The 20,870-nt window shown below is 54.9% G+C and carries 22 protein-coding genes; 13 read left to right on the top strand and 9 right to left on the bottom strand.

The genetic code is table 11. The features are described 5' to 3' along the window. Positions 1–103: 103 nt before the first annotated feature. The 3 genes from C4520_07825 to C4520_07815 all read left to right on the top strand — a co-directional run bounded on the left by C4520_07825 (position 104) and on the right by C4520_07815 (position 1,964). Positions 104–844, top strand: coding sequence for a hypothetical protein (locus C4520_07825; GenBank protein RJP22757.1), 741 nt, complete (start codon positions 104–106; stop codon positions 842–844). After that, on the top strand, positions 841–1,470 hold the full coding sequence (locus C4520_07820) for a hypothetical protein (protein ID RJP22756.1): 630 nt from the start codon (positions 841–843) through the stop codon (positions 1,468–1,470). Before C4520_07825 ends, C4520_07820 begins: the two co-directional genes overlap by 4 nt. Positions 1,471–1,562: 92 nt before the next feature. Next, complete coding sequence (locus C4520_07815; protein ID RJP22755.1) at positions 1,563–1,964, top strand: hypothetical protein; 402 nt, start codon at positions 1,563–1,565, stop codon at positions 1,962–1,964. Here C4520_07815 and C4520_07810 read toward each other — a convergent pair. Next, positions 1,961–2,224: a hypothetical protein gene (locus C4520_07810; GenBank protein RJP22754.1), complete on the bottom strand. Its 264-nt coding sequence runs from the start codon at positions 2,222–2,224 to the stop codon at positions 1,961–1,963. The genes C4520_07815 and C4520_07810 overlap by 4 nt on opposite strands. Between C4520_07810 and C4520_07805 the strand changes: the two genes are divergently transcribed. From C4520_07805 to C4520_07790, 4 genes are all read left to right on the top strand, one after another. After that, positions 2,192–3,055: a phosphorylase gene (locus tag C4520_07805; protein ID RJP22753.1), complete on the top strand. Its 864-nt coding sequence runs from the start codon at positions 2,192–2,194 to the stop codon at positions 3,053–3,055. The genes C4520_07810 and C4520_07805 overlap by 33 nt on opposite strands. Beyond that, positions 3,040–4,305 carry a hypothetical protein gene (locus tag C4520_07800; protein RJP22752.1) on the top strand — a complete coding sequence of 422 codons (1,266 nt, stop codon included), beginning with the start codon at positions 3,040–3,042 and terminating at the stop codon, positions 4,303–4,305. Before C4520_07805 ends, C4520_07800 begins: the two co-directional genes overlap by 16 nt. Positions 4,306–4,668: 363 nt before the next feature. Then, positions 4,669–5,037 carry an RNA-binding protein gene (locus C4520_07795; protein ID RJP22751.1) on the top strand — a complete coding sequence of 123 codons (369 nt, stop codon included), beginning with the start codon at positions 4,669–4,671 and terminating at the stop codon, positions 5,035–5,037. A 332-nt stretch (positions 5,038–5,369) separates the two neighbouring features. Then, complete coding sequence (locus C4520_07790; GenBank protein ID RJP22750.1) at positions 5,370–5,876, top strand: ankryin; 507 nt, start codon at positions 5,370–5,372, stop codon at positions 5,874–5,876. 25 nt (positions 5,877–5,901) lie between these two features. Here the strand turns inward: C4520_07790 and C4520_07785 are convergent, their stop codons facing one another. The 3 genes from C4520_07785 to C4520_07775 form a co-directional block, all read right to left on the bottom strand. After that, entirely contained in the window at positions 5,902–7,209 is a 1,308-nt protein-coding gene (locus C4520_07785) for a hypothetical protein (GenBank protein RJP22749.1), read from the bottom strand. Then, positions 7,185–8,189: a D-glycerate dehydrogenase gene (locus C4520_07780; protein ID RJP22748.1), complete on the bottom strand. Its 1,005-nt coding sequence runs from the start codon at positions 8,187–8,189 to the stop codon at positions 7,185–7,187. Before C4520_07780 ends, C4520_07785 begins: the two co-directional genes overlap by 25 nt. A 117-nt stretch (positions 8,190–8,306) precedes the next feature. Then, the gene (locus C4520_07775) at positions 8,307–10,100 is read right to left on the bottom strand and encodes a hypothetical protein (protein ID RJP22747.1); all 1,794 of its coding nucleotides are present in this window, start codon (positions 10,098–10,100) and stop codon (positions 8,307–8,309) included. Between the two features lie 439 nt (positions 10,101–10,539). Here C4520_07775 and C4520_07770 point away from each other — a divergent pair, with 439 nt between their 5' ends. The 3 genes from C4520_07770 to C4520_07760 are packed head-to-tail and all read left to right on the top strand — an operon-like array spanning position 10,540 to position 13,852. Continuing rightward, positions 10,540–11,325, top strand: coding sequence for a QueT transporter family protein (locus tag C4520_07770; GenBank protein RJP22764.1), 786 nt, complete (start codon positions 10,540–10,542; stop codon positions 11,323–11,325). A gap of 20 nt (positions 11,326–11,345) precedes the next feature. Beyond that, positions 11,346–13,106, top strand: coding sequence for an ATP-binding cassette domain-containing protein (locus C4520_07765; protein ID RJP22746.1), 1,761 nt, complete (start codon positions 11,346–11,348; stop codon positions 13,104–13,106). Further along, on the top strand, positions 13,016–13,852 hold the full coding sequence (locus tag C4520_07760) for an energy-coupling factor transporter transmembrane protein EcfT (protein RJP22745.1): 837 nt from the start codon (positions 13,016–13,018) through the stop codon (positions 13,850–13,852). The genes C4520_07765 and C4520_07760 overlap by 91 nt, the downstream gene beginning before the upstream one ends. Positions 13,853–14,004: 152 nt before the next feature. On the opposite strand, the gene C4520_07755 is transcribed toward C4520_07760, so the two are convergent. The 4 genes from C4520_07755 to C4520_07740 all read right to left on the bottom strand — a co-directional run bounded on the left by C4520_07755 (position 14,005) and on the right by C4520_07740 (position 17,610). Next, positions 14,005–14,724: a succinate dehydrogenase iron-sulfur subunit gene (locus C4520_07755; GenBank protein ID RJP22744.1), complete on the bottom strand. Its 720-nt coding sequence runs from the start codon at positions 14,722–14,724 to the stop codon at positions 14,005–14,007. A 100-nt stretch (positions 14,725–14,824) separates the two neighbouring features. Further along, positions 14,825–16,552: an FAD-binding protein gene (locus C4520_07750; protein ID RJP22743.1), complete on the bottom strand. Its 1,728-nt coding sequence runs from the start codon at positions 16,550–16,552 to the stop codon at positions 14,825–14,827. Between the two features lie 69 nt (positions 16,553–16,621). Beyond that, complete coding sequence (locus C4520_07745; protein ID RJP22742.1) at positions 16,622–16,993, bottom strand: succinate dehydrogenase, cytochrome b556 subunit; 372 nt, start codon at positions 16,991–16,993, stop codon at positions 16,622–16,624. Between the two features lie 11 nt (positions 16,994–17,004). Further along, on the bottom strand, positions 17,005–17,610 hold the full coding sequence (locus C4520_07740) for a hypothetical protein (GenBank protein RJP22741.1): 606 nt from the start codon (positions 17,608–17,610) through the stop codon (positions 17,005–17,007). On the opposite strand from C4520_07740, the gene C4520_07735 reads away from it, so the two are divergent. Genes C4520_07735 through C4520_07725 form a run of 3 tightly spaced genes read left to right on the top strand, consistent with a single transcriptional unit; the run spans position 17,609 to position 20,639 of the window. After that, entirely contained in the window at positions 17,609–18,589 is a 981-nt protein-coding gene (locus tag C4520_07735; protein ID RJP22740.1) for a hypothetical protein, read from the top strand. The genes C4520_07740 and C4520_07735 overlap by 2 nt on opposite strands. Before the next feature lie 4 nt (positions 18,590–18,593). Continuing rightward, the gene (locus C4520_07730) at positions 18,594–20,150 is read left to right on the top strand and encodes a long-chain fatty acid--CoA ligase (GenBank protein ID RJP22739.1); all 1,557 of its coding nucleotides are present in this window, start codon (positions 18,594–18,596) and stop codon (positions 20,148–20,150) included. A gap of 45 nt (positions 20,151–20,195) precedes the next feature. Continuing rightward, complete coding sequence (locus tag C4520_07725; protein RJP22738.1) at positions 20,196–20,639, top strand: hypothetical protein; 444 nt, start codon at positions 20,196–20,198, stop codon at positions 20,637–20,639. Between the two features lie 22 nt (positions 20,640–20,661). Here C4520_07725 and C4520_07720 read toward each other — a convergent pair. Continuing rightward, positions 20,662–20,870 (bottom strand): CBS domain-containing protein (locus tag C4520_07720; GenBank protein RJP22737.1); only part of this gene is annotated, 209 nt, incomplete at its 5' end.

The raw sequence follows: 20,870 nt of genomic DNA, 5'->3' as shown, positions 1-20,870 counted from the left end.
TCTTGTCAATGTCAATGGAAATATGAAATAGTTTTTCTGTTGTAAAAAAAAGCCGCGAAAAAGCCGGAAATCGCATTGACAAGGAAGAGAAACTGAACTACAATTGAATCATTATTTCTCGGGCGAGTTTCCAAGAATAATGGCAACAAAGCTTTTAAAGACAGATTTCCATACCCATACGGCCGAAGATCCGGAAGAGCCTATCCGCCATACCAGTTGCCAACTCATCGACAGAGCACATCTTCTCGGGTACGACGCTTTGAGCGTCACGAATCATAACGGCATTTGTTTCAACAGTTACCTGCGTGATTACGCCGCTGAGCGGGGCATCATTCTCATTCCGGGAGCGGAAATCACGGTTCACGGGAAACATGTGCTCATCGTAAATGCACAAGAGAAATTTCTTTCGGCGCGCACATTCGCGGACATAAAAAACCTGAAAAACCGATCCAACCTGGTGGTAGCTCCGCACCCATTCTTCCCCGGTCTCGCATCGTTGCTCTGGCACGTCCGCAAAAACATCGATCTTTTCGACGCGCTCGAATATTCCTGGTTCTTCAACGACAACATCAACTTCAATACCTTTGCAGTTAATGTGGCGTTGCGATATAATATGCCGCTTGTATGCTCCTCCGACTGCCATCATTTGCCGAACTTCGGTTCTGCTTATTCGCTCGTTGAAGCAGAGAAGGACACCGACGCTATTATCGATGCCGTCAAACGGGGACGTGTGCAGATCGCTGCGACACCGTTGAACTTAAGGAAGTTCACACGACACGGTGTCGAACACGTAGTCGATGTACTGTACGGAAGCCTGCGACATCTATGGAACGGTAAACGATGAGAAGATCCTTGCTTGTCCTGATGGCGATAACGCTTCTGCTGCCGGGATTTGCGACAAGAGCGGCTGCTTTTGAAGTCGAAAGATCGGCTCTCTTCTGTTTTTTGCACGAGGCCAAGCCGCTCGAAGAAGAAGCCATGAAAGCTTTGGAGGAAAAGGACTACGCGCTTGCCTTGCGGAAATATCGGGAGGCCCTAAACGCTTATGAGCGGATTTGGCAAGAGTATCCGAACCTGCCGGAAGAGCGGCCGCATGGGCTCGATCGGATGGTGGATGAATCGATTGCGACGTGCAAAACGGTCATCGAGGAAATCGAGGAACAGGGAGAAGCTCAGGACGAATTTTACCAGAAGCTCAACCAGTTAATCCGGGTCGATTTTGAAGGAAAAGACATTCAGAGCGTGGCGAAATCGTTGACTTTCCTTACCGATGTCAACATTATCGTCGACGACACGGTGTTTCGAGACGATAACAAGGTATTGGACCCTAAGATATCTCTGCGAGTCGACGAAGATACCTCATTGAGAAAGATAATCGTTCGCATTTGCGATCAGACCGGCCTCGCTTACTCGATTGAGACCGATCACGTCTTTATCAGCACGCGCGTCAAGTTGGACCGGCAGAAATAGAATCCGATCAGACGCGTTTTGATTTTTTCAAAGCATACCTGTATACTGAAGCTGGGTTTAATACAATGAGAAACCACTAAAGTGAGGTCTTTTTGAGCGAGCTCATCCAGCGGGCCGTCGAGTTGCCCTGGGCATATATAATGAGCACCCTCGTCATCCGCTTCGTCGGCGTCTTTATTGTCCTTGCCATCCTGATGATAGGCATGCAGCTTCTCGGAAGTATCGTGTCCCGGCTGGTGTCTCAGGAAGGGCGGCGAAAAAAGGAAGCGGAGCGTCAAAAGGAACCCGGTCTGGCCGAAGCGCCGGAATTAGAACTTGGAGAAGAGGAGATAGCGGCTGCAATCGGAGCCGCGATCGCATTTTCGATGGAATCGGGTCCATTCGTTCGGCCCATCCCGCGAGAGTCAACGAACAACGGGACGTGGGCTCTTGCAGGACGAATTGCACTGATGGGGCGCCGGCTTTCAGCCGGAACCCAAAAACGCACCCACTAGGAAAGAGGCAGCGGCACTTTGCTGGATTTTCCACCGATGTCCTCCTCGACGAGAAGCTTCACATCACTGAAATCGTTCCCTTGGCTGTTGCGATGAGCCGGAGATAATCTCGGGCCGTAGAGAAAATTGATTGCCGGATGATGAAAGATAAGCCAGGGGGGCGGGAAGAGAAGAAAAGCTCTTCCCGGCGCAGAAGCGTCCCGACCCGTTCCGCCCATTCCAGTGATATGCCGCGGTTCGCTGTTATCGGCGGCAGCCAAGCCTTTAGATTTCTCGACCAAAAGTCCGGTCGAAAAACGATCGGCCCGCTTCAGACACCCTTCGGAAAAAGTCAACCCGTTCACCTGATTCGTTCCAATGACTCTGATTATCTTTTTCTTTCACGCCATGGCGAAACCGGATACTCGGTTGCGGCTTCATTCGTGAATTACCGGGCGAACATATACGCGCTCAAAGACCTTGGGGTGAGACAGATCATTGCGTGGTCCGGACCTGGCGCGATAACAGTCGAATTCGCCATTGGACAATTCATCGTTATCGACGACATCATCGATGAGACCCGCCGCAGGCCGGCCACGTTTTATGAACACGGAGGACTGGGTTTCATACGCCAGAACCCGGTTTTCTGTCCCCACCTTCGCGGGTTGCTCGAACAAATCCTCGCAGATCTCGGCTTGAAATACGACGCGGGCGGCACCTATGTCTGCACGGAAGGACCCCGACTGGAAACGCCGGCGGAGATAAGAAAGTTTGCGGCATACGGCGCTCATCTTGTCGGGATGACTTTGGCGCCTGAAGTCTTCCTTGCGCGCGAATTGGAAATCTGTTATGCGGCTCTCTGCTATGTCACCAACTACGCAGAAGGCATTAGGAAAAAACCGTTTCGTCCGGGAATCCTTTTTGAAGGGTTAACAAGCGAAGCCGAATTTGAAGCCATTGAGGCAAGTGTCAAGGCGTTTCCGGCAATAGCGGGAATGATGGCGAAAGCGACTCGAAATTCGGAACCGACCTGCTCCTGTGCAAGCTTGATGCAGCGGTATCGAGACCGGGGAGTCATCGGCGAGAACTGGCGCGAATGGATTCGAACATGATCATCCGCTGCAAGCACCTGATTGACTGCTCCGGCCGCATTGAAGAAAATGTGTATCTGACGATTTCAGGCGGATATATTGCCGCCATGGATTGTGGAGACGCACCCGCCTTTCCGCCTGAAGAATGTATCGACTTGGGCGATGACAGCATCCTCATTCCCGGTCTGGTCAATGCGCATACTCATCTGGAACTGACGCTGGCGCAAAATTGCTTTCGACCACAGCCTCTCTTTACGAACTGGATCCGCACGATCATCAGCGTGACAAGCCAATGGGAGATCGACTATTTTTCGCAATCGCTCCGCGATGGAATCCAGCAGAGTGTGGCATGCGGAACCACTGCGGCCGGCGATATCATCCGGCAGGCGGACGGCGCCGCTTATTCTGAATTCCCCCTGCAGGGACGAGCGTATTACGAAGTTATCAACTTCGATTCCCATACGGCTGATAAAACAAGCGCTGCCTTAAAAAGAAATCTGGCGGAGCATCCGACAAACGGATGCATGCTGGCGGGGATATCACCCCACTCCCCCTATACGGTATCGGAAGAACTATTGCGGCAGTGCGTCTCACTGGGTCACAGCATCTCAGCCCCTCTTTGCATTCATTTGGGGGAAACCGTTCCCGAGCTCGAGTTCCTTCGGGAAGGCACCGGTGAGCTGAGGCGATTTCGAGAGGAATTGGGCATGCCGCCGGGATGGACACCCCCGAAAAAGACACCGGTCGAATATTTTCGGGATCTTGGGGGACTGGATCGGCCTGCCGTTCTGGTGCACTGCAATTATGCTGATGAGAATGATCTGAAGATTATCGCCGCATCGGGCTCTTCAGTTGTATTCTGTCCCAGGAGCCACCAGTATTTTCGCCATCGCCGGCATCCGGTGGAAGCCATGCTTCAATGGGGAATCAACGTGGCGATTGGGACGGACAGTCTCGCCAGCAGCCCATCGCTGAGCGTCCTCGACGAGATGAAGGCGCTGAGACGATCCTATTCGGGAGTATCATCGATTGATATTCTGAAGATGGCGACACTCAATGGATTAAGAGCGCTCTCGCTCCCTCATGAAGAAGAGTTGCTCCGGCCGGGCCGCCCCGCCGATATAACCGTCATACGAGTTGGCGCAGGAAAAGAAGAACAAGACAAAAGTCCGCTTGAGGCGATATTCGCCGACAGCTCGGGGGCATTTTTTTCACTCATAGGGGGGAAGATCGCATTGCGATCTGTCGAGCGGGAGGCGCGTAAGAATTAATGTTCCTGCCCCACATGAAAATCATCAATTACGTCGCTAGCGACGTAAGAGAGCGGTGTTATAGTATGGATGGAGAGCAAATCTTAAAGAAATTACATGCCGAACGAAACTAACCAATCAAATAGCAAGCCGGTCCCCAACCGTCTTAGAATGTTAGGAAAGAACTTGATGGGCGTTTTTCTCCCCCTGATAATCTGCATGTTATCCGCATGATTGGGGACTGACACATGAAAATTGTTTTTTTGCACCGAGATACCTATATTCTGCGTGGGTTTGCTCCGCCCTCGCACAGCGGACATTGTGGTTCTGCATGTGAGAAGGCGCAAGCATGGCAACTAAAGCAAAAAGAAGAAGGGAAAAACAATGAACATTTACGTGGGCAATCTCTCGTACGAGACGACCGAGGCCGATTTACAGCAGGCGTTTGAAGCCTACGGGCGGGTAGTAACCGCCAAAGTCATCCTCGACAAAGTGAGCGGCAAATCCAGAGGTTTCGGATTTGTTGAAATGTCGTCCAAAGAGGAAGGCGACGCAGCCATCAGCGGCCTGAACGGAAAGGACCTAAAGGGTCGCGCCATCGTCGCGAATGAGGCGCGTCCCCGCACGGAAGGTCGGCGTGAAGGAGGCTTCTCGCAAGACCGCAGGGGCGGCGGCCGTGGCGGTCGCGGTGGGGCCGGCGGAGGAGGCGGACGGAGGCAGAACAGCGAACGCTCAGGCAACAGGCGCTGGTAATTAGAACGATCTGCTCCGATTCAGGGTCTCACCCCTCGAAACATCGGCGAGACCAGGAAGGAGTATTCAACAAGGAAAGATTCCGCTGAAAAACTTTCTTTGCAGGGCGCGAAAGACGGTTCTTGTGGGTCGCCCACGTTGCGAATGAAGCGGCGGCCCGGCGCTATATGGGATGATCTCGTTTATCAGCGAAAAAGTTCGCGGCGGAGTCGGTGAATTGATAGAATTAATTTTCCGTTCGTTCGACTGCGTCTTCTGAAAGAGAGCCCATTCCCTCGCCACGCCGACGCGTTTGATGTGCTGGGCTGGGTGAGAAAAAGCGGGTATCCCGAATGGCATCACGCGGGGCGGACCTTGAAAAAGCATTGATGATTGCGGCATCGCGAGGCGCCGCGGAGGCGGTGAACATCCTTCTACAGAAGGGCGCCAATCCGAACGCGCGGGATGCCGCAAGCGGCGCAACTCCTCTGATCATTGCCGCTGCCGGCGGTCATGAGAAAGTTGCCCGCCTGTTGCTTGAAAAAAAAGCCGAAGTTGACGCCAGGGATCAGCAGACAGGCTATACCGCCTTAATGATTGCCGCAGCGAAAGGGCGCCAGGAATTCGCGAAAGCTCTGGTAGATGCGGGAGCAGATATCAATGCTGAAACCACAGATGGAACCACAGCACTCATGATCGCAGCGGCCAGCGGCCAGAAAGTGCTCGTTCAGTTTCTTTTAACGAATGGCGCCGACCCAACAAAGAAAAATGACTTGGGCCTCACCGCACTGCGATATGCTGAAGGAAAAGGTCAGGCGGAGATCGCACAGATTCTGAAACAAGCGGAAGCAACCGATTAAAAGACAAAAGCTGTTTTCGGAACCATCAGGGCGCTTTCAGGCCGAAAAGCTCTTCCGCATTGTCATGCAGTATGCCCTTTGCCGTCCAAACCGCGGATTCGAAATCAAGCACGTCCTCCTCGATCTTTTCCGCAAGCACGGCTGCCAGCGCTTCTTGCATCGTTGCGACCGCACCGTACGTTCCTTCGGCGCACGCACAATCGCCTCCCCACAAGATTTTCGAAGCGGGAACGCTGCAGAGCCACTCTTTGAGCGCTCTCTTGAAGGTCATCTCGGAAATGATCGGAAGCCAACACGTGTCGAGATAAACGTTAGGGAACATTAATGCCAGCGCACCAGTCTCGCCGGTGAAAGGAAACCCGCCATGAAAAAGGTCGAACCGAACCTCGGGAAACTGAAGAAAAACATCAGTCAGGAGGAGCGGATTCGTGTTTCCCAGTCGGTTTTTCCCCGCCGAAAGCAAGCCCGTATGTATCTGAACGGGCAACCGGTATTCGGCAGCCTTCTCGATTATCCGGAACATCATGAAATCCTGGAATGCCTTGATATCGCTTTCCGTTGTCTTCTCGTCCGGTAGCGCAAAAATGCGAAAGGCTTCATCTTGAGAGACCTGTTCAAAATATAATGTACGGTTGTAAGCGATTCCCACTTTCACGGCAATGGCGCCAAATGTTTGAGCCTCTTGAAAATGAGATTCAAGCAGGTCAAGATAATCGGTAAACGTCTTCACCGTGTTTGTATAATCATATTCGGAAACGCGAAGCGTAAAGATCGGCGCTCCCCTCTCGATCCAATCCTGCAGCAGGCGCCGGTGGCGCAACATCAGGAAGTTGTCCATTCGTATGACCGGCCGGATGAAATCATGCTCGATCGGCATGTACTCCATGTCTCTGAGGATGTATCGTATGTTGCATTTTTTCTGCAGCACCTGCTCGTACCAGTCCCGCCGGGCATACGCCGATTCGATGCTGTCTGATACTCGTTTCAGATTGCGGCGATCAAGCTCCTCTCCCTGCAAACCGTGAAGATCGCGAAATGCCCGGAATAATGAGCGATAGTAAGAGGTATTTCGCACTTTCCACAGAACCGGTATCACCTGGTCGAGCAAATTGTCGGTTTGGAAACCGCCCTGCACAAGCAGATTGGGATCGATGCCCACGGCCAGGAGCGAATCCTTCACGTATTCGATTTCCATGGCATGGATAATGTTGAATCCCATATCCGAGAGCATCTGCCGGTTCACCAGATGCTCATGCGTGTCGATGATCTTGATTTGCTGAATCTCTTCATGCAGTTCTTGCGCTAGTGTCATGGCTGCTTCCCTCGATTCCATCGGACTTCATTCAGCAGATTCGGCGGCCGTTTGCCTGAAAGCGCCTTGCGTATGTTTTCGGCCGCCATGAGCGCCATTTTCGTCCGGGTCTCCACCGACGCACTGCCGATGTGCGGCAACAGAACCGCGTTAGAAAGACCTTTCAAACCCGCTGCGAGAGCCGGCTCCTTCTCGTACACGTCGAGGCCGGCGCCCGCTATCTGTTTACTCTTGAGCGCTCGCACCAGCTCTTTTTCATCAATGATGGGGCCTCGCGATGTATTGATCAGGTAGGCCGAGGATTTCATCATGCCGAGTTGCTCCCGCGAGATGAGCCGGCGCGTTGTATCAGTGAGCGGAACATGCAGACTGATATAATCGGCCTCCCTCAGCAGCGTCTCGAGCGTAACAGGCCGCGCCTTCAGCCGCTCATATACCCGTGGAGATACCTCCATCTCATCGTAGAACAGTACCTTCATTTTAAAGCCGCGCGCGCGCCTTGCCAACGCCTGCCCGATCCTTCCGAATCCGATGATACCCAGGGTTTTCCCGTACACGTCAGTTCCAAGAAACAGCATCGGTCCCCAGCCCCTGAACTTGCCTTCGCGGGTGTAGCGATCGCTCTCGACCAGTCGCCGCGCGACTCCCAGAATGAGGGCCCATGCCAGATCGGCCGTCGTCTCGGTCAGCACGCCCGGAGTATTCGTGACCATGATGCCGCGCTCCGTGGCAGCCTTCAGATCAACGTTGTCGTAGCCGACAGCCATGTTGGCGACTATGCGGAGTTTCGGTGCGCCGGCCAAAAGATCGCCATCGATCTTATCGGTCAGCAGGCTCAACAGGCCATCAGCGTCTCTAAGCGCTTTCTTCAGTTCATTGCGGCGGAGAATTCTATCATCTGCATTCCTGATCACGCGGAAATGCTTCTCCAAAAGAGCAATAGCGGACGTGGGTATCGGCTGGCTAACGAATACTCGGGCTTTTTCTTCTCCGTGGTGCATGCTCAGCGACTCCTCCTCTGCCGGTGTTGATATCACACGTTATGCAATGCCGTGCCTGTCCAATCAAATAATCAGGCTTCCGCCTTTAGATGCAGGCGCTATTCATCCTGCTCTCCTCTAACCGCGTGGAGCGGGAACCAGGCTGATGAGTGTTTGGCCGGGCTTGGGGTTAGGCTGGGTATCGGCCGTGATCACCGTGAGCTCTCCATCAACGATTATGAAAAGCGGAATTGCCTCTTCTCCGTACAGTTTCCTGAAATCTTCATACCCGAATTCCTCGGTCAAACGGTTTCTCTTTATTGCTGCTCCCTCTCCAAATTGAACATCGAGTCTCTCATACGTTACGCCGGGGGCAAACAGATACCGACCAAAATCGGCAGCAGGGGGGCCATATTTCCATTCCTCCTTGGCCTCTTCATGAATGAGCTGATACACCTGGTCGCGCCCGAACCGCTCCCGCCCTTTCAGACAGGCCAGCGAATTGACTTCGTCATTGGGAGTGAGAGCGATAAGCCGCCGTATCCCGTCCAGCTCGGTTTCGCTAAAAAACCTGTCTGCAAGTATATTTGCGTGCATCGCGCTGAGACCGCTCATCCTGCACTGGTACACGTTCCGGCGATTCGTATCCACCAGCAGGACCTCGTATCCCTGGTCAACCAGCGTGCGGGCCATCTCTCGAGCCCACGTATGCGCGCCCGCCATGAGCACTCCCTGAGAATCGGCCTTCGATATCTTCAGCAGCCGCGCCATGGGAGCGGCGGTCAATCCATAAAGAGCGACCGTTCCGGCAACGACAAAAAATGTCAGCGGAACCAGGATATTCGCTTCACCGTATCCCGCCTCGGACAGCCGCAAAGCAAACACTGAGGAGACTGCAGCCGCAACGATTCCGCGAGGCGCCATCCACGAAAGAAACAGCCGCTCTCTCCAGCTTAACTCCGATCCCAGCGTCGAAAAGAAAACCGAAGCCGGACGCCCCACAACGACCAGCGCCGCAAGAAATGCGAGGCTTTCAATCCCCATTTCTGTAAACTGCCTCACTTGCATGCGGGCCGCGAGCAAGACAAACAGGCTCGATATCAGCAGCACGCGAAGATTCTCCTTGAACTCCACAATATGCTTGACGGGGACCTTTTTCTGATTGGCAAGAATCAGCCCCATCACCGTTGTCGCCAGCAGCCCCGATTCCGCTTGAATCGCGTTCGAGCCGACAAACACCGCAATAACAGCCATCAGTGATGCCGGGTTCTGAAGAAAATCCGGAATCCAGAATTTCCGCAGAAAGAGCAACAATACGAATGCCGCCACAATTCCGGCCAATCCCCCGGCAACCACCGTCTTCAGGAGTCCCAGGATAGCGACTCTCGCCAGCGGCTGAAGCTCCGTCTGGAGGATCACCTCGAATGTCAGAACCGCAAGCACGGCGCCTATCGGATCAACAAGGATTCCCTCCCACTTCAGGATCGAGCCCACCTGAGCTGACGGGCGCACATGCCGGAGAAGCGGAATGATAACAGTGGGGCCAGTTACCACGAGTATCGCGCCCAAGAGCACAGCTATCCCAAAATCCAGATCTAAAACCCGATATGCGGCGCTCGCGGCAATCGCCCACGTCACAATCACCCCTACGGACAAAAGATTGCGAACGACCCCTGCAATCTGCCGCAACTCCCGGAACTTGAGGCTCAGGCCTCCTTCAAACAGAATGATTCCGACCGAGAGCGAAACCAGCGGCGGCAGTAAATCGCCCAGAAGCTCGTCGGGATCGATAATTCCGGTCACCGGACCGGCTAAGAATCCCGCTATCAGCAAAAGCAAAATCGCCGGGAATCGAAGCCGCCACGCGAGCCATTGTGCGCCTATACCGAGCAGAAAAATGCATGCTATTCCGAACAAGATACTTTCATGCATGATTCACTCCACGGTGACCCCGACCGCTCAACCCTATCGATTTGGGCGGGTGTGCGGATACGGGCTGACTCGCTACGAATGCGAGAGAGTGTGAAAGGGTTCTCCCCGCAGATGCCGTCGTATTGAGCGAGTATAGCACGGAGATTTTCGGCGGTCAATTTGTTCACTGGACATAACATATAAGTCCTCCCGTCAAAAAAAACTGCAGATTTCTTAGGCTCGCCACTTTGAAGGGTTTTGAAACGCGGAGCGCGAAATGTGAAGTGGTCGCAAGCATATGAAGACGCTTTTCTTTGTCCTCTCCGCAAACAAGACCCCTCTCCTTCACTCGCCTTCCTCCTAGATTTGACAGGCGTTTACCCTGCTCGGTATATTGATTACGTTCAACACGCGCAAAAAACCCATTCGCGACTCCTCCGCAGAAAGGCAGGCCGCTGTTTTGAAGGAAGTCTTCACGATGTGGAAGTACACGAAGATGGTCGTCCTGGTCGCCGTGAGCGCCGCTTTCTACGCCGCATTGACCATCCCGCTGAAGGGTATCCCCATCATTCCCGGCTACACCGAGTTACGGCCCGGGGCGGTCGTCCCCGTTGTATTCGGCCTCTTGTTCGGGCCTGCCGGCGCGTGGGGAGCGGCATTCGGGAACGTGATCGGAGACTTCTTCGGGACTTTCGGCATTGGAACGATCTTCGGATTCTTCGGGAACTTCTTCTACGGATTTCTGGCTTATAAGGTTTGGACTCATATGGGACTGGCGCAATCAGCCGACGATTTGCAGATCAACTCCTGGAAAAAAGTGGTCAATTTCGGATTAGTGGTCGTCTTGAGCAGTCTCGCCTGCGGACTGATAATCGCATGGGGACTGGAGGGAGCGAAACTCGTCCCGTTCCTGCCGGTGGGTCCGATCATTTCCGTCAACAATATGATCGCCTGTCTCATTCTTGGGATTCCGCTCCTGGGACTGCTGCATGCCCGGTTGAACCGATGGGACTTGCTCTGGTCTGCAATCATGGAACAAGCTGATAACCCGCCAGGACCGACTCCAAAGCTAGGGACCGCGCTGGTATGGGGCGGCGTGCTCGGTGGTTTTATCACCGGAATCGCTCTCTCATTGGGAATCGGAGTCGCAATCATCCCACAAGTGGGCTCGGGGGCGCTCAGTCCCGTCGCGCTCGGTGTGGCGCCTTTTCTGATCATAGTACTCGTCGGCTCACTGCTCATTTAATGCGATCGTCCGCGCCAAAGATGCAACAGCCCTTGATCGACATACATTCGCTTTCCTTCCGATATCGACGTTCTCCTTCCCCTGTTCTAAAAGATATTAGCCTTCAAATCGATGAAGGTGAATTCGTCGTGCTCATGGGGCCGAACGAGGGGGGCAAATCGACATTCTGCTTTACACTGAATGGATTGATCCCGCACCTGATGAAGGGGGACTTCAAAGGCTCAGTCCGCGTGTGCGATATGGAGACGCACGAAAACTCCGTCAAGGATTTTTTCCCGCACGTGGGTCTCGTATTTCAGGATTTCGAGTCGCAGCTTTTTTCGACATCTGTCGAGTTGGAGATAGCATTCGGACCCGAAAACGCGGGAATATCCCGCGATGAAATCGGTCACAGAATCCAGTGGGCGCTCGAAATGACGGGTATTGAAGCCTTGCGCAGACGCCAGCCAGGCACGCTTTCCGGCGGACAAAAGCAGCTGCTGGCGATCGCGTCGGCGCTTTCGCTCCAGCCGAAAGTCCTCTGCTTCGACGAGCCGACAACCGATCTGGACCCGAAAAACAAGCGCCGCATTTTCTCGATTACGGAAAAACTCGCCGGGAAAGAGATCCTTATCATTGCCGAGCATGAGACCGAGGAGGCGCTGAAGGCCGATCGTATTCTGCTCATGCGCGGTGGTCGAATAGTTGCCGATGGTCCGCCCGCCGTCATCCTTCGAAACATTCCCCTGCTCGAACAGTGCAGCGTCATGCCGCTCCAGGTGACGGAATCATTCAATAAACTCGGCGCCGGTGAACTGCCGCTCACTGTAGAGGAGGCGCTCGATCTCTGGCAAAAACACGGCTTGCAGTTTCGTCGGCGCGCCCGCGAAATCCTTGCAGCCGCTGACCAAACGAGGGTTCGTCCTGTCGACCGGCTCCGGATCGAGGTAGAAGACGTTTCTTTCAGCTACGACGCTGGAATGAAGGCGCTCGACGGCGTGAGCCTCCAGGTAAAGGACGGCGAATTTATCGCAATCCTCGGGCAGAACGGGAGCGGCAAAACCACGCTCGCCAAACTGCTGAACGGCCTCCTGAAGCCCGGGCAAGGGAACGTGAGGGTCGGCGGAAGAAGCACCACGAATCTTTCAGCCGGTGTTCTTGCGCGGGAAGTCGGCTACGTGTTCCAGAACCCCGACCACCAGATTTTCAAGGAAACGATTCTGGAAGAGGTGCTCTTCGGCCCGCAGAACATGGGAATTGCGCCCGAGCAAGCCCGGCAGCAGGCGCACGATGCGCTCGAAACGGTCGGCCTGTGGGAGCGGCGGCTGGAAGACCCGTTCACACTCCCCAAAGGGCTCCGACAGAAAGTGGCGGTCGCTTCGGTGCTCGCAACAAGACCATCCATCATCGTCATGGATGAGCCGACCACCGGCTTGGATTACGGCGAGCTGAAACAGATGATGGGGCTCATCAAGCGACTCAACGACGCCGGACACACCATCATTATCATCACCCACTGTATCTGGATCGCGGCGCAGTATGCGCACAGAATCATCTTGATAAAAGCTGGAAAAATTGTCGCCGACGGACCGGCAAGAGAGATATTCGCCGACGAGAGCCTGCTTGCACGGGCCGACGTCAGGGCGCCGCAGATCGTCTCGTTCAGCAACCGCCTCGGCCTCACAATGCTTTCGGTCGAAGAGTTCCTGCAATGCGCGCAGCCGGTCATCAACCTGGATGCCGACCCCGACAACGCCGACTGGCTGAAAGTCTTGAGAAAGCAGCGGGAAGAAGGAAAATGAACCCGTACCTGTACGAAGAAAGGGAGACCATAATCCATCGACTCGACCCGCGAGTCAAATTGTTCCTCCTCATAGCCGCTTTCTTTATCATGCTGATCCCTTCCTTGCTCCCCTCGGCGCTTGGCTCGTTTGCATTGATCGCGGTCCATGCCTCGCTTGCGCGCGCATGGGATGCGATCAGGCGGCTGCGAAACTTCATTATCGTCATCACCATATTCACCATCATCCTCTGGATCATGATTCCGCGCGGTGAAGATATCCTGTGGCTCTTCATCAGGCGCGATTCGTTCATGCACGGCGTATTGGCGGCGGTCAAGATCGCCGGAATCCTGATTGCGGGCATGATCTTCCTGGTAACCACCCGAAACGAAGAGATAACCGCCGGCCTCGTCAGGCTCGGGGCGCCGTATGTGGCATGTTTCGCTTTTTCGCTGGCGCTCCGGCTGGTTCCCACTTTCGCGCAAACCGGCCTGACAGTCGCCGAGGCTCAGAAGAGCCGTGGACTTGAACTTCGGAAGGGCCCCCTCTGGCAGCGGATGAAGAACTATATTCCCCTCATGGCGCCCATTTTTCTTGTGTCGATCCGCAACGCGAATTTGATGGCGATGGCGCTCGAGGCGCGCGGGTTCGGCGCCCGCGGAAAGCGAACCTTCTATCTGCAGGTATGCATGAAACAGAGGGATTGGCTGGCCCTTGCCGTTGGCAGCCTCACCCTCCTCCTGCTCTTCGGAATTCATCTGGTGTAGCCGTCAGGGAGAATTCAAACCCGCTCCCCGCCTAATCCACAGTCAACACCGGATGCCTGAACGAAGAAAAGCGAACTGGAAATTTGATCACAGCAATTGATCTTTGCGCCCGCAGTCGCAAAAGAATCGGACGGCTGTCGAAAGGAATTTTCCTAGCGGCCGAGGAAGCGGTGGCGGATGGCTTTGCGCTTGAGGTCGGCGATTGCGCCGGTCGGATCGAGGTCTTTCGGGCAGACCTCCTGACACGAAAAAATGGTATGACAGCGCCAGATGCCGTGAAGCTGGTCGACCAGACGCAGGCGCTCCTTGAGCGCATTGTCGCGCGAATCGAGCACGAAGCGGTCAGCCCACAGCAGTGCGGCCGGCCCCAGGTATTCAGGGTCGGTTGCGGTCACGGTGCACGAGGAATGACAGCAGGCGCAGAGAATGCAATCAATCGACGGGATCATTTTTGAATGCTGGCCCTCCGTCTGCGGGCGCTCGCGGTCGGGCGGCGCGTCATCACCCGGCATCAGGAAAGGCTTTATATACTTGTACTTCGCGAAGAACGGCTCCATATCCACAACGAGATCGCGCAGCACCTTCAGATGCCCGAGCGGGCGAATCGTTATCGAATCGGATTTCAAGTCAGCCACCTGCGTTTCGCACGCGAGCCGATACTTGCCGTTGATATGCATGGCGCACGAGCCGCAGATACCCTCGCGGCACGAAGCGCGAAAGGCGAGCGAGCCGTCCAGTTTGTCCTGGATGTAGTACAACGACTCCAGCACCGTCAGTCCCTTTTTGAACGCGGGGACTGTGTACGTATCGAACCGGGGGCCGGCGTCGTTCGCCGGATCAAACCTGAAGATTTTAAACGTTAAATCCGCCACTTTTTCTCTTCCTTGTTAATACAGAGGAACCAGCGCTGTGCTGCTCGCCGTCAATCCAAGGTTCTCGTTATTCTTTCGGGAACGGCCGCCCGCGCCGTCTCTAATACTTCCTTTCCTTCGGCTCCCAATAGCCAAGCGTGACGTCCTTGTAATCCAACCGGGGCCCCTCAGGAGTAAAATAGGCAAGCGTATGTTGGAGGAATTTTTCGTCGTTGCGCGCCGGGAAATCGCGCCGGAATTGCGATCCGCGGCTCTCCTCTCGCGCGAGCGCGCCGACAATCACAGTTTCGGCAACATCAATGCTCCCCTTCAACTCGATGGTTGAGGCAAGATCATAATTGTACGGCCCGCCCGTGTACCGCAAGCGCACCTTCTTATAACGGTCCCTCAGTTCCCTGATCTTCCTTTGCGCGTCGGAAAGACTTTCCTTCGTCCGAAAGATGCCGACCTTGTCGGTCATCATCCGTTGCATCTCTTCTTTCAGGTTCGATGGATTCTCGCCCCCGTCGGAATTCATCAGCGCCTTCAGCTTCTTTTCTTCCTGCGCAAGCGCATCTTCCAGCGTCTTGTCGCCGGCGCCAAGGTCGGTCTTTCCAAAAACGTAGTTGCTCATGTGCTCGCCGGCGATCTTGCCAAAAACGATCGTCTCCAGCAGCGAGTTGCCGCCGAGTCGGTTCGCTCCATGGACGCTCACACATGAGGCCTCGCCCGCAGCATAGAATCCTTTGGCTGGGGAGGCGCCGTCGGAGTTGACGTCGATGCCGCCCATGGTGTAGTGCTGGCCCGGCTGCACCGGTATCGGCTCATGAACGGGATCGATGCCGAGGAATTTGCGGCAGATTTCGCGAATGGCCGGCAGTCGCGCGGCAATCCGTTCTTCACCAAGATGTCGAAGATCGAGATTGACGTACGCGTTCTCGAATGCGCGTCCCTCGAGGATTTCGGTGGTGATGTTTCTCGACACGATATCGCGCGGAGCGACCTCCATGCCCTTGCGGCTGTCGGGATAGTTGGCAAGGAAGCGCTCGTTTCTCTTATTCGTCAGATAACCGCCTTCGCCGCGGCAGCCTTCGGTCATGAGGATGTTCGAGCCGTACAGCGTCGTCGGATGGAATTGGATAAACTCCATGTCTTTCAGCGGAATCCCCGCCCAGAAAGGCACCGCCATCCCCATGCCCGTATTGATCATTGCATTCGTCGAATTAGTATACAGGCGCCCGCAACCGCCGGTCGCGAACAAAACGGCATCGGCCTTGAACGCCTCGAGCTTGCCCGTGGCTAGTTCCAGCGCGATGACGCCGCGGCAGACACCACCTTCGATTACGAGTGAAGTAACCAGCCACTCGTTGTAAATCTTCAGTTCGCCTCGCTCGGCCGCCTGCTCGTACTTCACTATTTGCTCGAACAGCGTGTGAATCAGCATGTGGCCCGTCTTGTCGGCCGCGAAACAGGTTCGCGGAAAACCGGCGCCCCCGAATGGACGCTGCGCAATCTTTCCGTTCGGCGTGCGGCTGAACGGACACCCCCAATGTTCCATCTCGATGATTCTCTCGGCGGCATCCTTCGCCATTCTGACGGCGGCATCCTGATCCGCAAGGTAATCGCTCCCCTTGACGGTATCGAAGGCGTGCCGCTCCCACGAGTCGTGCGCTCCGCGGGGATGGTTGCCGAGCGGGGCGTTGATGCCCCCTTGTGCGGCCACCGAATGGGACCGGATCGGGTAGACTTTCGAGAGAATGGCGACGCGCAGGTTGTGCATGTTCACCTCGAGCGCAGCGCGCAAACCAGCCAACCCGCCGCCGACTACAACGACATCATGATATTGCATCCCATGATCCTGAAATTTGCCCGAATGATCACCCACGCTCAGCGAAAATTCGGATATTCCGCTCGCGTATCAGTGCTCGAAAAACATCCGCGGGATGTAGACGTACAGACTGTACAGAAGCGCAAGCATCGTGAGCGCGCCGGCGACGTAAAAGAGCTGCCGGCGGGCGCGCGTCGCCCGAAAAAAATCCACCCACGTGATGCGGATGCCGTTGAACATGTGGAAAGCGACGCCAAGGATGATGAGTATTTCAAGCCAGTGCAGCCGCTGCGCCGCCTCGGTCGCCTTATTGTAACCCTCGGCGCCGTACAACAGCGCGAAACTGTTCACGAAAACGTGGGGAATCAGATACACAGCCATCAGAATCCCCGTCAATCGATGGAGCCCGAAGGACGGCTGCCCTTCATGCCGGTTAAGAAAAAAATCTTTCATCCACTTCACAACAGGGCCCCCTATTGGACGAATGGAATCAGCACGAATATGCCGTAGACGACCCAGCCGACGGCAAGAGCAAACAATCCCCAGCCGATGCCGACCCTCCACTTCCTCGATGGATTGAAATCAAGGACAATGCCCCATAGTCCATTGAATCCATGGTAGAAGGAGACAAACAGAAGGGATAGATCGAACGCGAGCCACCAGCCGCTATGCAGCCGTTCCGAAACCCACTCGAACGTGACACTTCGAGTGACGAAATGGGTGACGATGACGTGAACTATCAACCCGAAGACGAGGTAAACTCCAGTAACTCTTTGAAAAAGCCAGCCCCAAAGCCCGCGCTGGGCAGCCATCAGCTTCTCCTCGATGCGAAAACGGGGTAATATAAAGCGGGAAATTGAGAATGTCTCAATTAACATACCAAACAGCAATTGGTTTGTCAAGTAACATGATAAGCTGACGACTCCGTCTTTTGACCCGCTTGAAAAATCCGGAATCAGGATGTACAGTAGAGGCCGCACCTGGATCGCGATAATTTGGATCAACAACAGGAACACGTGCGCCATGACAATAGAATTCAAGAAGTACGTGAGAGTCACCAGGTTTCTTGATCCATCCATGGGATTCCAAGAGAACGAGCGCCCGACCGAGATACGGGTGGACCCGCTGACCGGTCAGACCTCGCGGGTGCTGTTTTTCCCGATCAGGGTGCTCCCGAAGCCCGACCTGAAAGAGGTTGTCGAGCGCTCGCTCGAATTCGGATGCCCGTTCTGCCCGCAGATGCTGGAGATGGTCACTCCGAAGTTCCCTCCCGATATCACCGGCGCTGAACGCATCAAGCGGGGCAGCGCCGTGATTTTCCCGAACATGTTTCCGTATGACACGTACAGTGCGGTTGCGATCTTTTCGGAGGAGCATTTCAAGCCGCTGACTGATTTTTCGCCCGAGCTCTTGCGTGATGGCTTTTGCGTCTCTCAGGACTTCCTGGCGGCCTCGAATCAGGCGGTGAAGGTCGCGCGCCTGTTCAATTCAATCAATTGGAATTACATGCCGCTTGCGGGCGGGTCGATCATTCACCCCCACCTGCAGGTGATTGCGGGCGAATCGGGCACTAATTACCACGCGGCGGTGCATGAAGCGAGCGCCGAGTACGCGAGGCGCAACGGCAGCAGCTACTGGTTGGACCTGATCGAGGAAGAAGCGAGGCTGGGCCAACGGTTTCTTGCAAGAACGGGCTCGGTCAGTTGGCTCACCAGTTTCTCGCCCAAAGGATTCATCGACATTATGGCCGTTTTTGAGAGGGCGGTTTCCATCATGGACATCACGGATTCCGATTGGCTTGATTTTTCGCGGGGATTGTCCGCCGCGATGAAATTTCTCGACAGCAGGGGCTTCTACAGCTTTAACATGGCGATTTATTCCGGCTTCGGCGAGGACCATTTCAAGGTTTACGCGAAACTGATTCCGCGCGTGTTGCTGCCGCCAATGAATACAAGCGATATCAACTACTTCAATACGCTGCATAACGAGGTACTCTCAATTTTCAAACCTGAAGATATCTGTGCCGAGGCCCGCGCTTTCTTTAACGAATCGAGGTGATACAATGCAGAAACTACCCACCAGCATAACGACAGTTGGGCAGATGCTCGAGTATTGGGCTATGGAGGCTCCCACGAAACCGGCTCTCTATTTCCGCGACGAGGTGGTTACCTTCTCCGAGTTGAACAGGCTGTCGAACCGCTACGCAAACGTTCTCAGTCAACTCGGGGTGGGACCGGGCGACCGCGTCTGCATCTTCTGCCCGAACCGCCTCGAATTCCTGTATTCCTATTTCGGCCTGATCAAGATCGGCGCAATGATGGTCTCGCTCAGCGTCATGCTCAAGGCGGACGAGGCCAAGTACATCATTGACGACGCCCGCGCGAAAATGATTATCACGACCGAATACCTGTACCCGGTGATCGAGCCGATTAAGGATCAATTGGAGACGATCGAGCATATCCTCTACCTGGATGATAACCCGCCTGCCGGCGTGACGGTGCTGCCGCCACTCGTGGAGAGGGCTGCCGACGAATTTCACACGCGCGAGTTCGATCCCGACTCGGTCGCCTGCATCATCTATACATCGGGAACAACCGGCAGGCCGAAGGGAGCGATGCTGACCCACAACAACCTTCTGCACAATTACGAGTCAGCCAATATTCTCTTGAAAACAACTTCCGAGGACGTGCTGCTGGTGCCGGGTCTTCCCCTGTTCCACCTGTTGGCTCAGATCTGTGTCATGGCGGCTCTGTACGGCGGAGTGCCGAGCGTGCTCATGGAATTTTTCGTTCCGCAGATGGTGCTTGAAAACATCGCGCGCTACAAAGCGAACTCGTTCTCCGGCGTCCCGACAATGTTCGCGCTTCTTTTGAACGACCCCGAAATCGATAATTACGATCTCAGTTCGCTGCGCATCTGCTTTTGCTCGTCGGCCCCACTATCGCTTTCGCTGCTCAGGCGCTTCGAGGAGCGGACCGGCGCAATCATCACGGAAGGATACGGCTTGACGGAGGCGACCGCGCTCGTGACCTCGAATCCGATCGACGGTCAGCGGAAACCGGGATCAGTCGGCGTGCCGATCCGTTGTGAGGTGCGCGTGGTCGACGAGAAGGATCGGGACATGCCGGTGGGAGAAGTGGGCGAAATCATTATCCGCGGCAAGAACGTGATGAAGGGATACTACAACAATCAGAAGGCGACGGCCGAGACCATGCGCAACGGCTGGCTTCACACCGGCGACATGGGCAACTTCGATTCCGACGGCTACCTCTATGTGGTGGATCGAAAGAAGGACCTCATCATCACCGGCGGATATAACATTTATCCGGCCGAAATCGAGAATGTGCTGTATAAACATCCTGCGGTTGCGATGGCGACAGTCATCGGCGTGCCCGACGAGATCAAGGGCGAGATCGCCAAAGCATACGTCGTCCTGAAGGAGGGCCAGACCGTAACCGAGAAAGAAATCATCGATTTCTGCAGGGAACGAATAGCAAAATACAAGGCGCCGCGGGCCGTCGAGTTCAGAGAGACGCTGCCGACAACGCCGACAGGCAAAATCCTGAAACGCGAGTTGCGAAACCAGGTGCTCGGGCGACGGAAAAAGGAGACATCATAAAAGCGGCCGGCCGCCGCACACGCGTCAGAGAGGAGCGAAACATCAATGCCGAAAAGAAAGAAGGCAGAATTCCTGTTCAAGACCTGCGATTGCGGAAGAAAATGGAAGACAAGGAACGAATTCCTTCAAGACAAGTCAGTGAAAATAGCCGGTTATCAGCCGGATTTCATCAACGGAACATATAACCACTTCCTGTTTCAGCATCGGGCGAAAGGGTGCGGCGGATTCCTGGCTGTGCGCGCCTCCGACTTCGCCGACCTCCGCGAGGAACCATGCTCGGCACACTTGTGCACCGGACACGAAAACTGTCCCGGCTACTGCATGAATACGCTCGACCTGCGCGTCTGCTCCGTCGCATGCCGCAATGCCGCCGATAGACAGGTCGCATCGAAACTTGGAAACCGGCGGCTCATGCGGGCCCTCTTCCCTGCCATCGAGCCGGATGTCGACGCGAAGCCCGCCAAACAGAAAGCGCGCTCACACTCTTGAACTGAGACAACGGACGCGGCGCTTATTCCTGCTTGCCGTCCGCCACCATTCGCACCACGTCCATTGCGGTCACGAGTCCGACGACTTTCCCATCTCGCAAAACCGGGATGCGGTGGATGCTCCGGTCGTACATCAAACTCATTTTGGACACTTTGGGCTTGGGTTTGGTCAAAAATCTGCAAAAACCCCTTATTTTTTGGGGGTTCGATTTTCCGGAAGTCGAAATGTAGT

This window comes from Candidatus Abyssobacteria bacterium SURF_5 (assembly GCA_003598085.1).
In the GTDB taxonomy this organism is placed as follows: domain Bacteria; phylum Abyssobacteria; class SURF-5; order SURF-5; family SURF-5; genus SURF-5.
The sequence above is the reverse complement of the archived record's forward strand: the minus strand, read 5'-3'. Positions and strand labels throughout refer to the sequence as shown.

Excerpts from the sequence above, each read along its gene's own strand:
- C4520_07790 (RJP22750.1), top strand. The coding sequence starts at position 5,370 with ATGGCATCACGCGGGGCGGACCTTGAAAAAGCATTGATGATTGCGGCA.
- C4520_07795 (RJP22751.1), top strand. The coding sequence starts at position 4,669 with ATGAACATTTACGTGGGCAATCTCTCGTACGAGACGACCGAGGCCGAT.
- C4520_07780 (RJP22748.1), bottom strand. The coding sequence starts at position 8,189 with ATGCACCACGGAGAAGAAAAAGCCCGAGTATTCGTTAGCCAGCCGATA.
- C4520_07765 (RJP22746.1), top strand. The coding sequence starts at position 11,346 with ATGCAACAGCCCTTGATCGACATACATTCGCTTTCCTTCCGATATCGA.
- C4520_07800 (RJP22752.1), top strand. The coding sequence starts at position 3,040 with ATGGATTCGAACATGATCATCCGCTGCAAGCACCTGATTGACTGCTCC.
- C4520_07785 (RJP22749.1), bottom strand. The coding sequence starts at position 7,209 with ATGGAATCGAGGGAAGCAGCCATGACACTAGCGCAAGAACTGCATGAA.
- C4520_07820 (RJP22756.1), top strand. The coding sequence starts at position 841 with ATGAGAAGATCCTTGCTTGTCCTGATGGCGATAACGCTTCTGCTGCCG.
- C4520_07760 (RJP22745.1), top strand. The coding sequence starts at position 13,016 with ATGCGCGCAGCCGGTCATCAACCTGGATGCCGACCCCGACAACGCCGA.
- C4520_07775 (RJP22747.1), bottom strand. The coding sequence starts at position 10,100 with ATGCATGAAAGTATCTTGTTCGGAATAGCATGCATTTTTCTGCTCGGT.
- C4520_07750 (RJP22743.1), bottom strand. The coding sequence starts at position 16,552 with ATGCAATATCATGATGTCGTTGTAGTCGGCGGCGGGTTGGCTGGTTTG.
- C4520_07805 (RJP22753.1), top strand. The coding sequence starts at position 2,192 with ATGCCGCGGTTCGCTGTTATCGGCGGCAGCCAAGCCTTTAGATTTCTC.
- C4520_07725 (RJP22738.1), top strand. The coding sequence starts at position 20,196 with ATGCCGAAAAGAAAGAAGGCAGAATTCCTGTTCAAGACCTGCGATTGC.
- C4520_07735 (RJP22740.1), top strand. The coding sequence starts at position 17,609 with ATGGGATTCCAAGAGAACGAGCGCCCGACCGAGATACGGGTGGACCCG.
- C4520_07740 (RJP22741.1), bottom strand. The coding sequence starts at position 17,610 with ATGGATGGATCAAGAAACCTGGTGACTCTCACGTACTTCTTGAATTCT.
- C4520_07730 (RJP22739.1), top strand. The coding sequence starts at position 18,594 with ATGCAGAAACTACCCACCAGCATAACGACAGTTGGGCAGATGCTCGAG.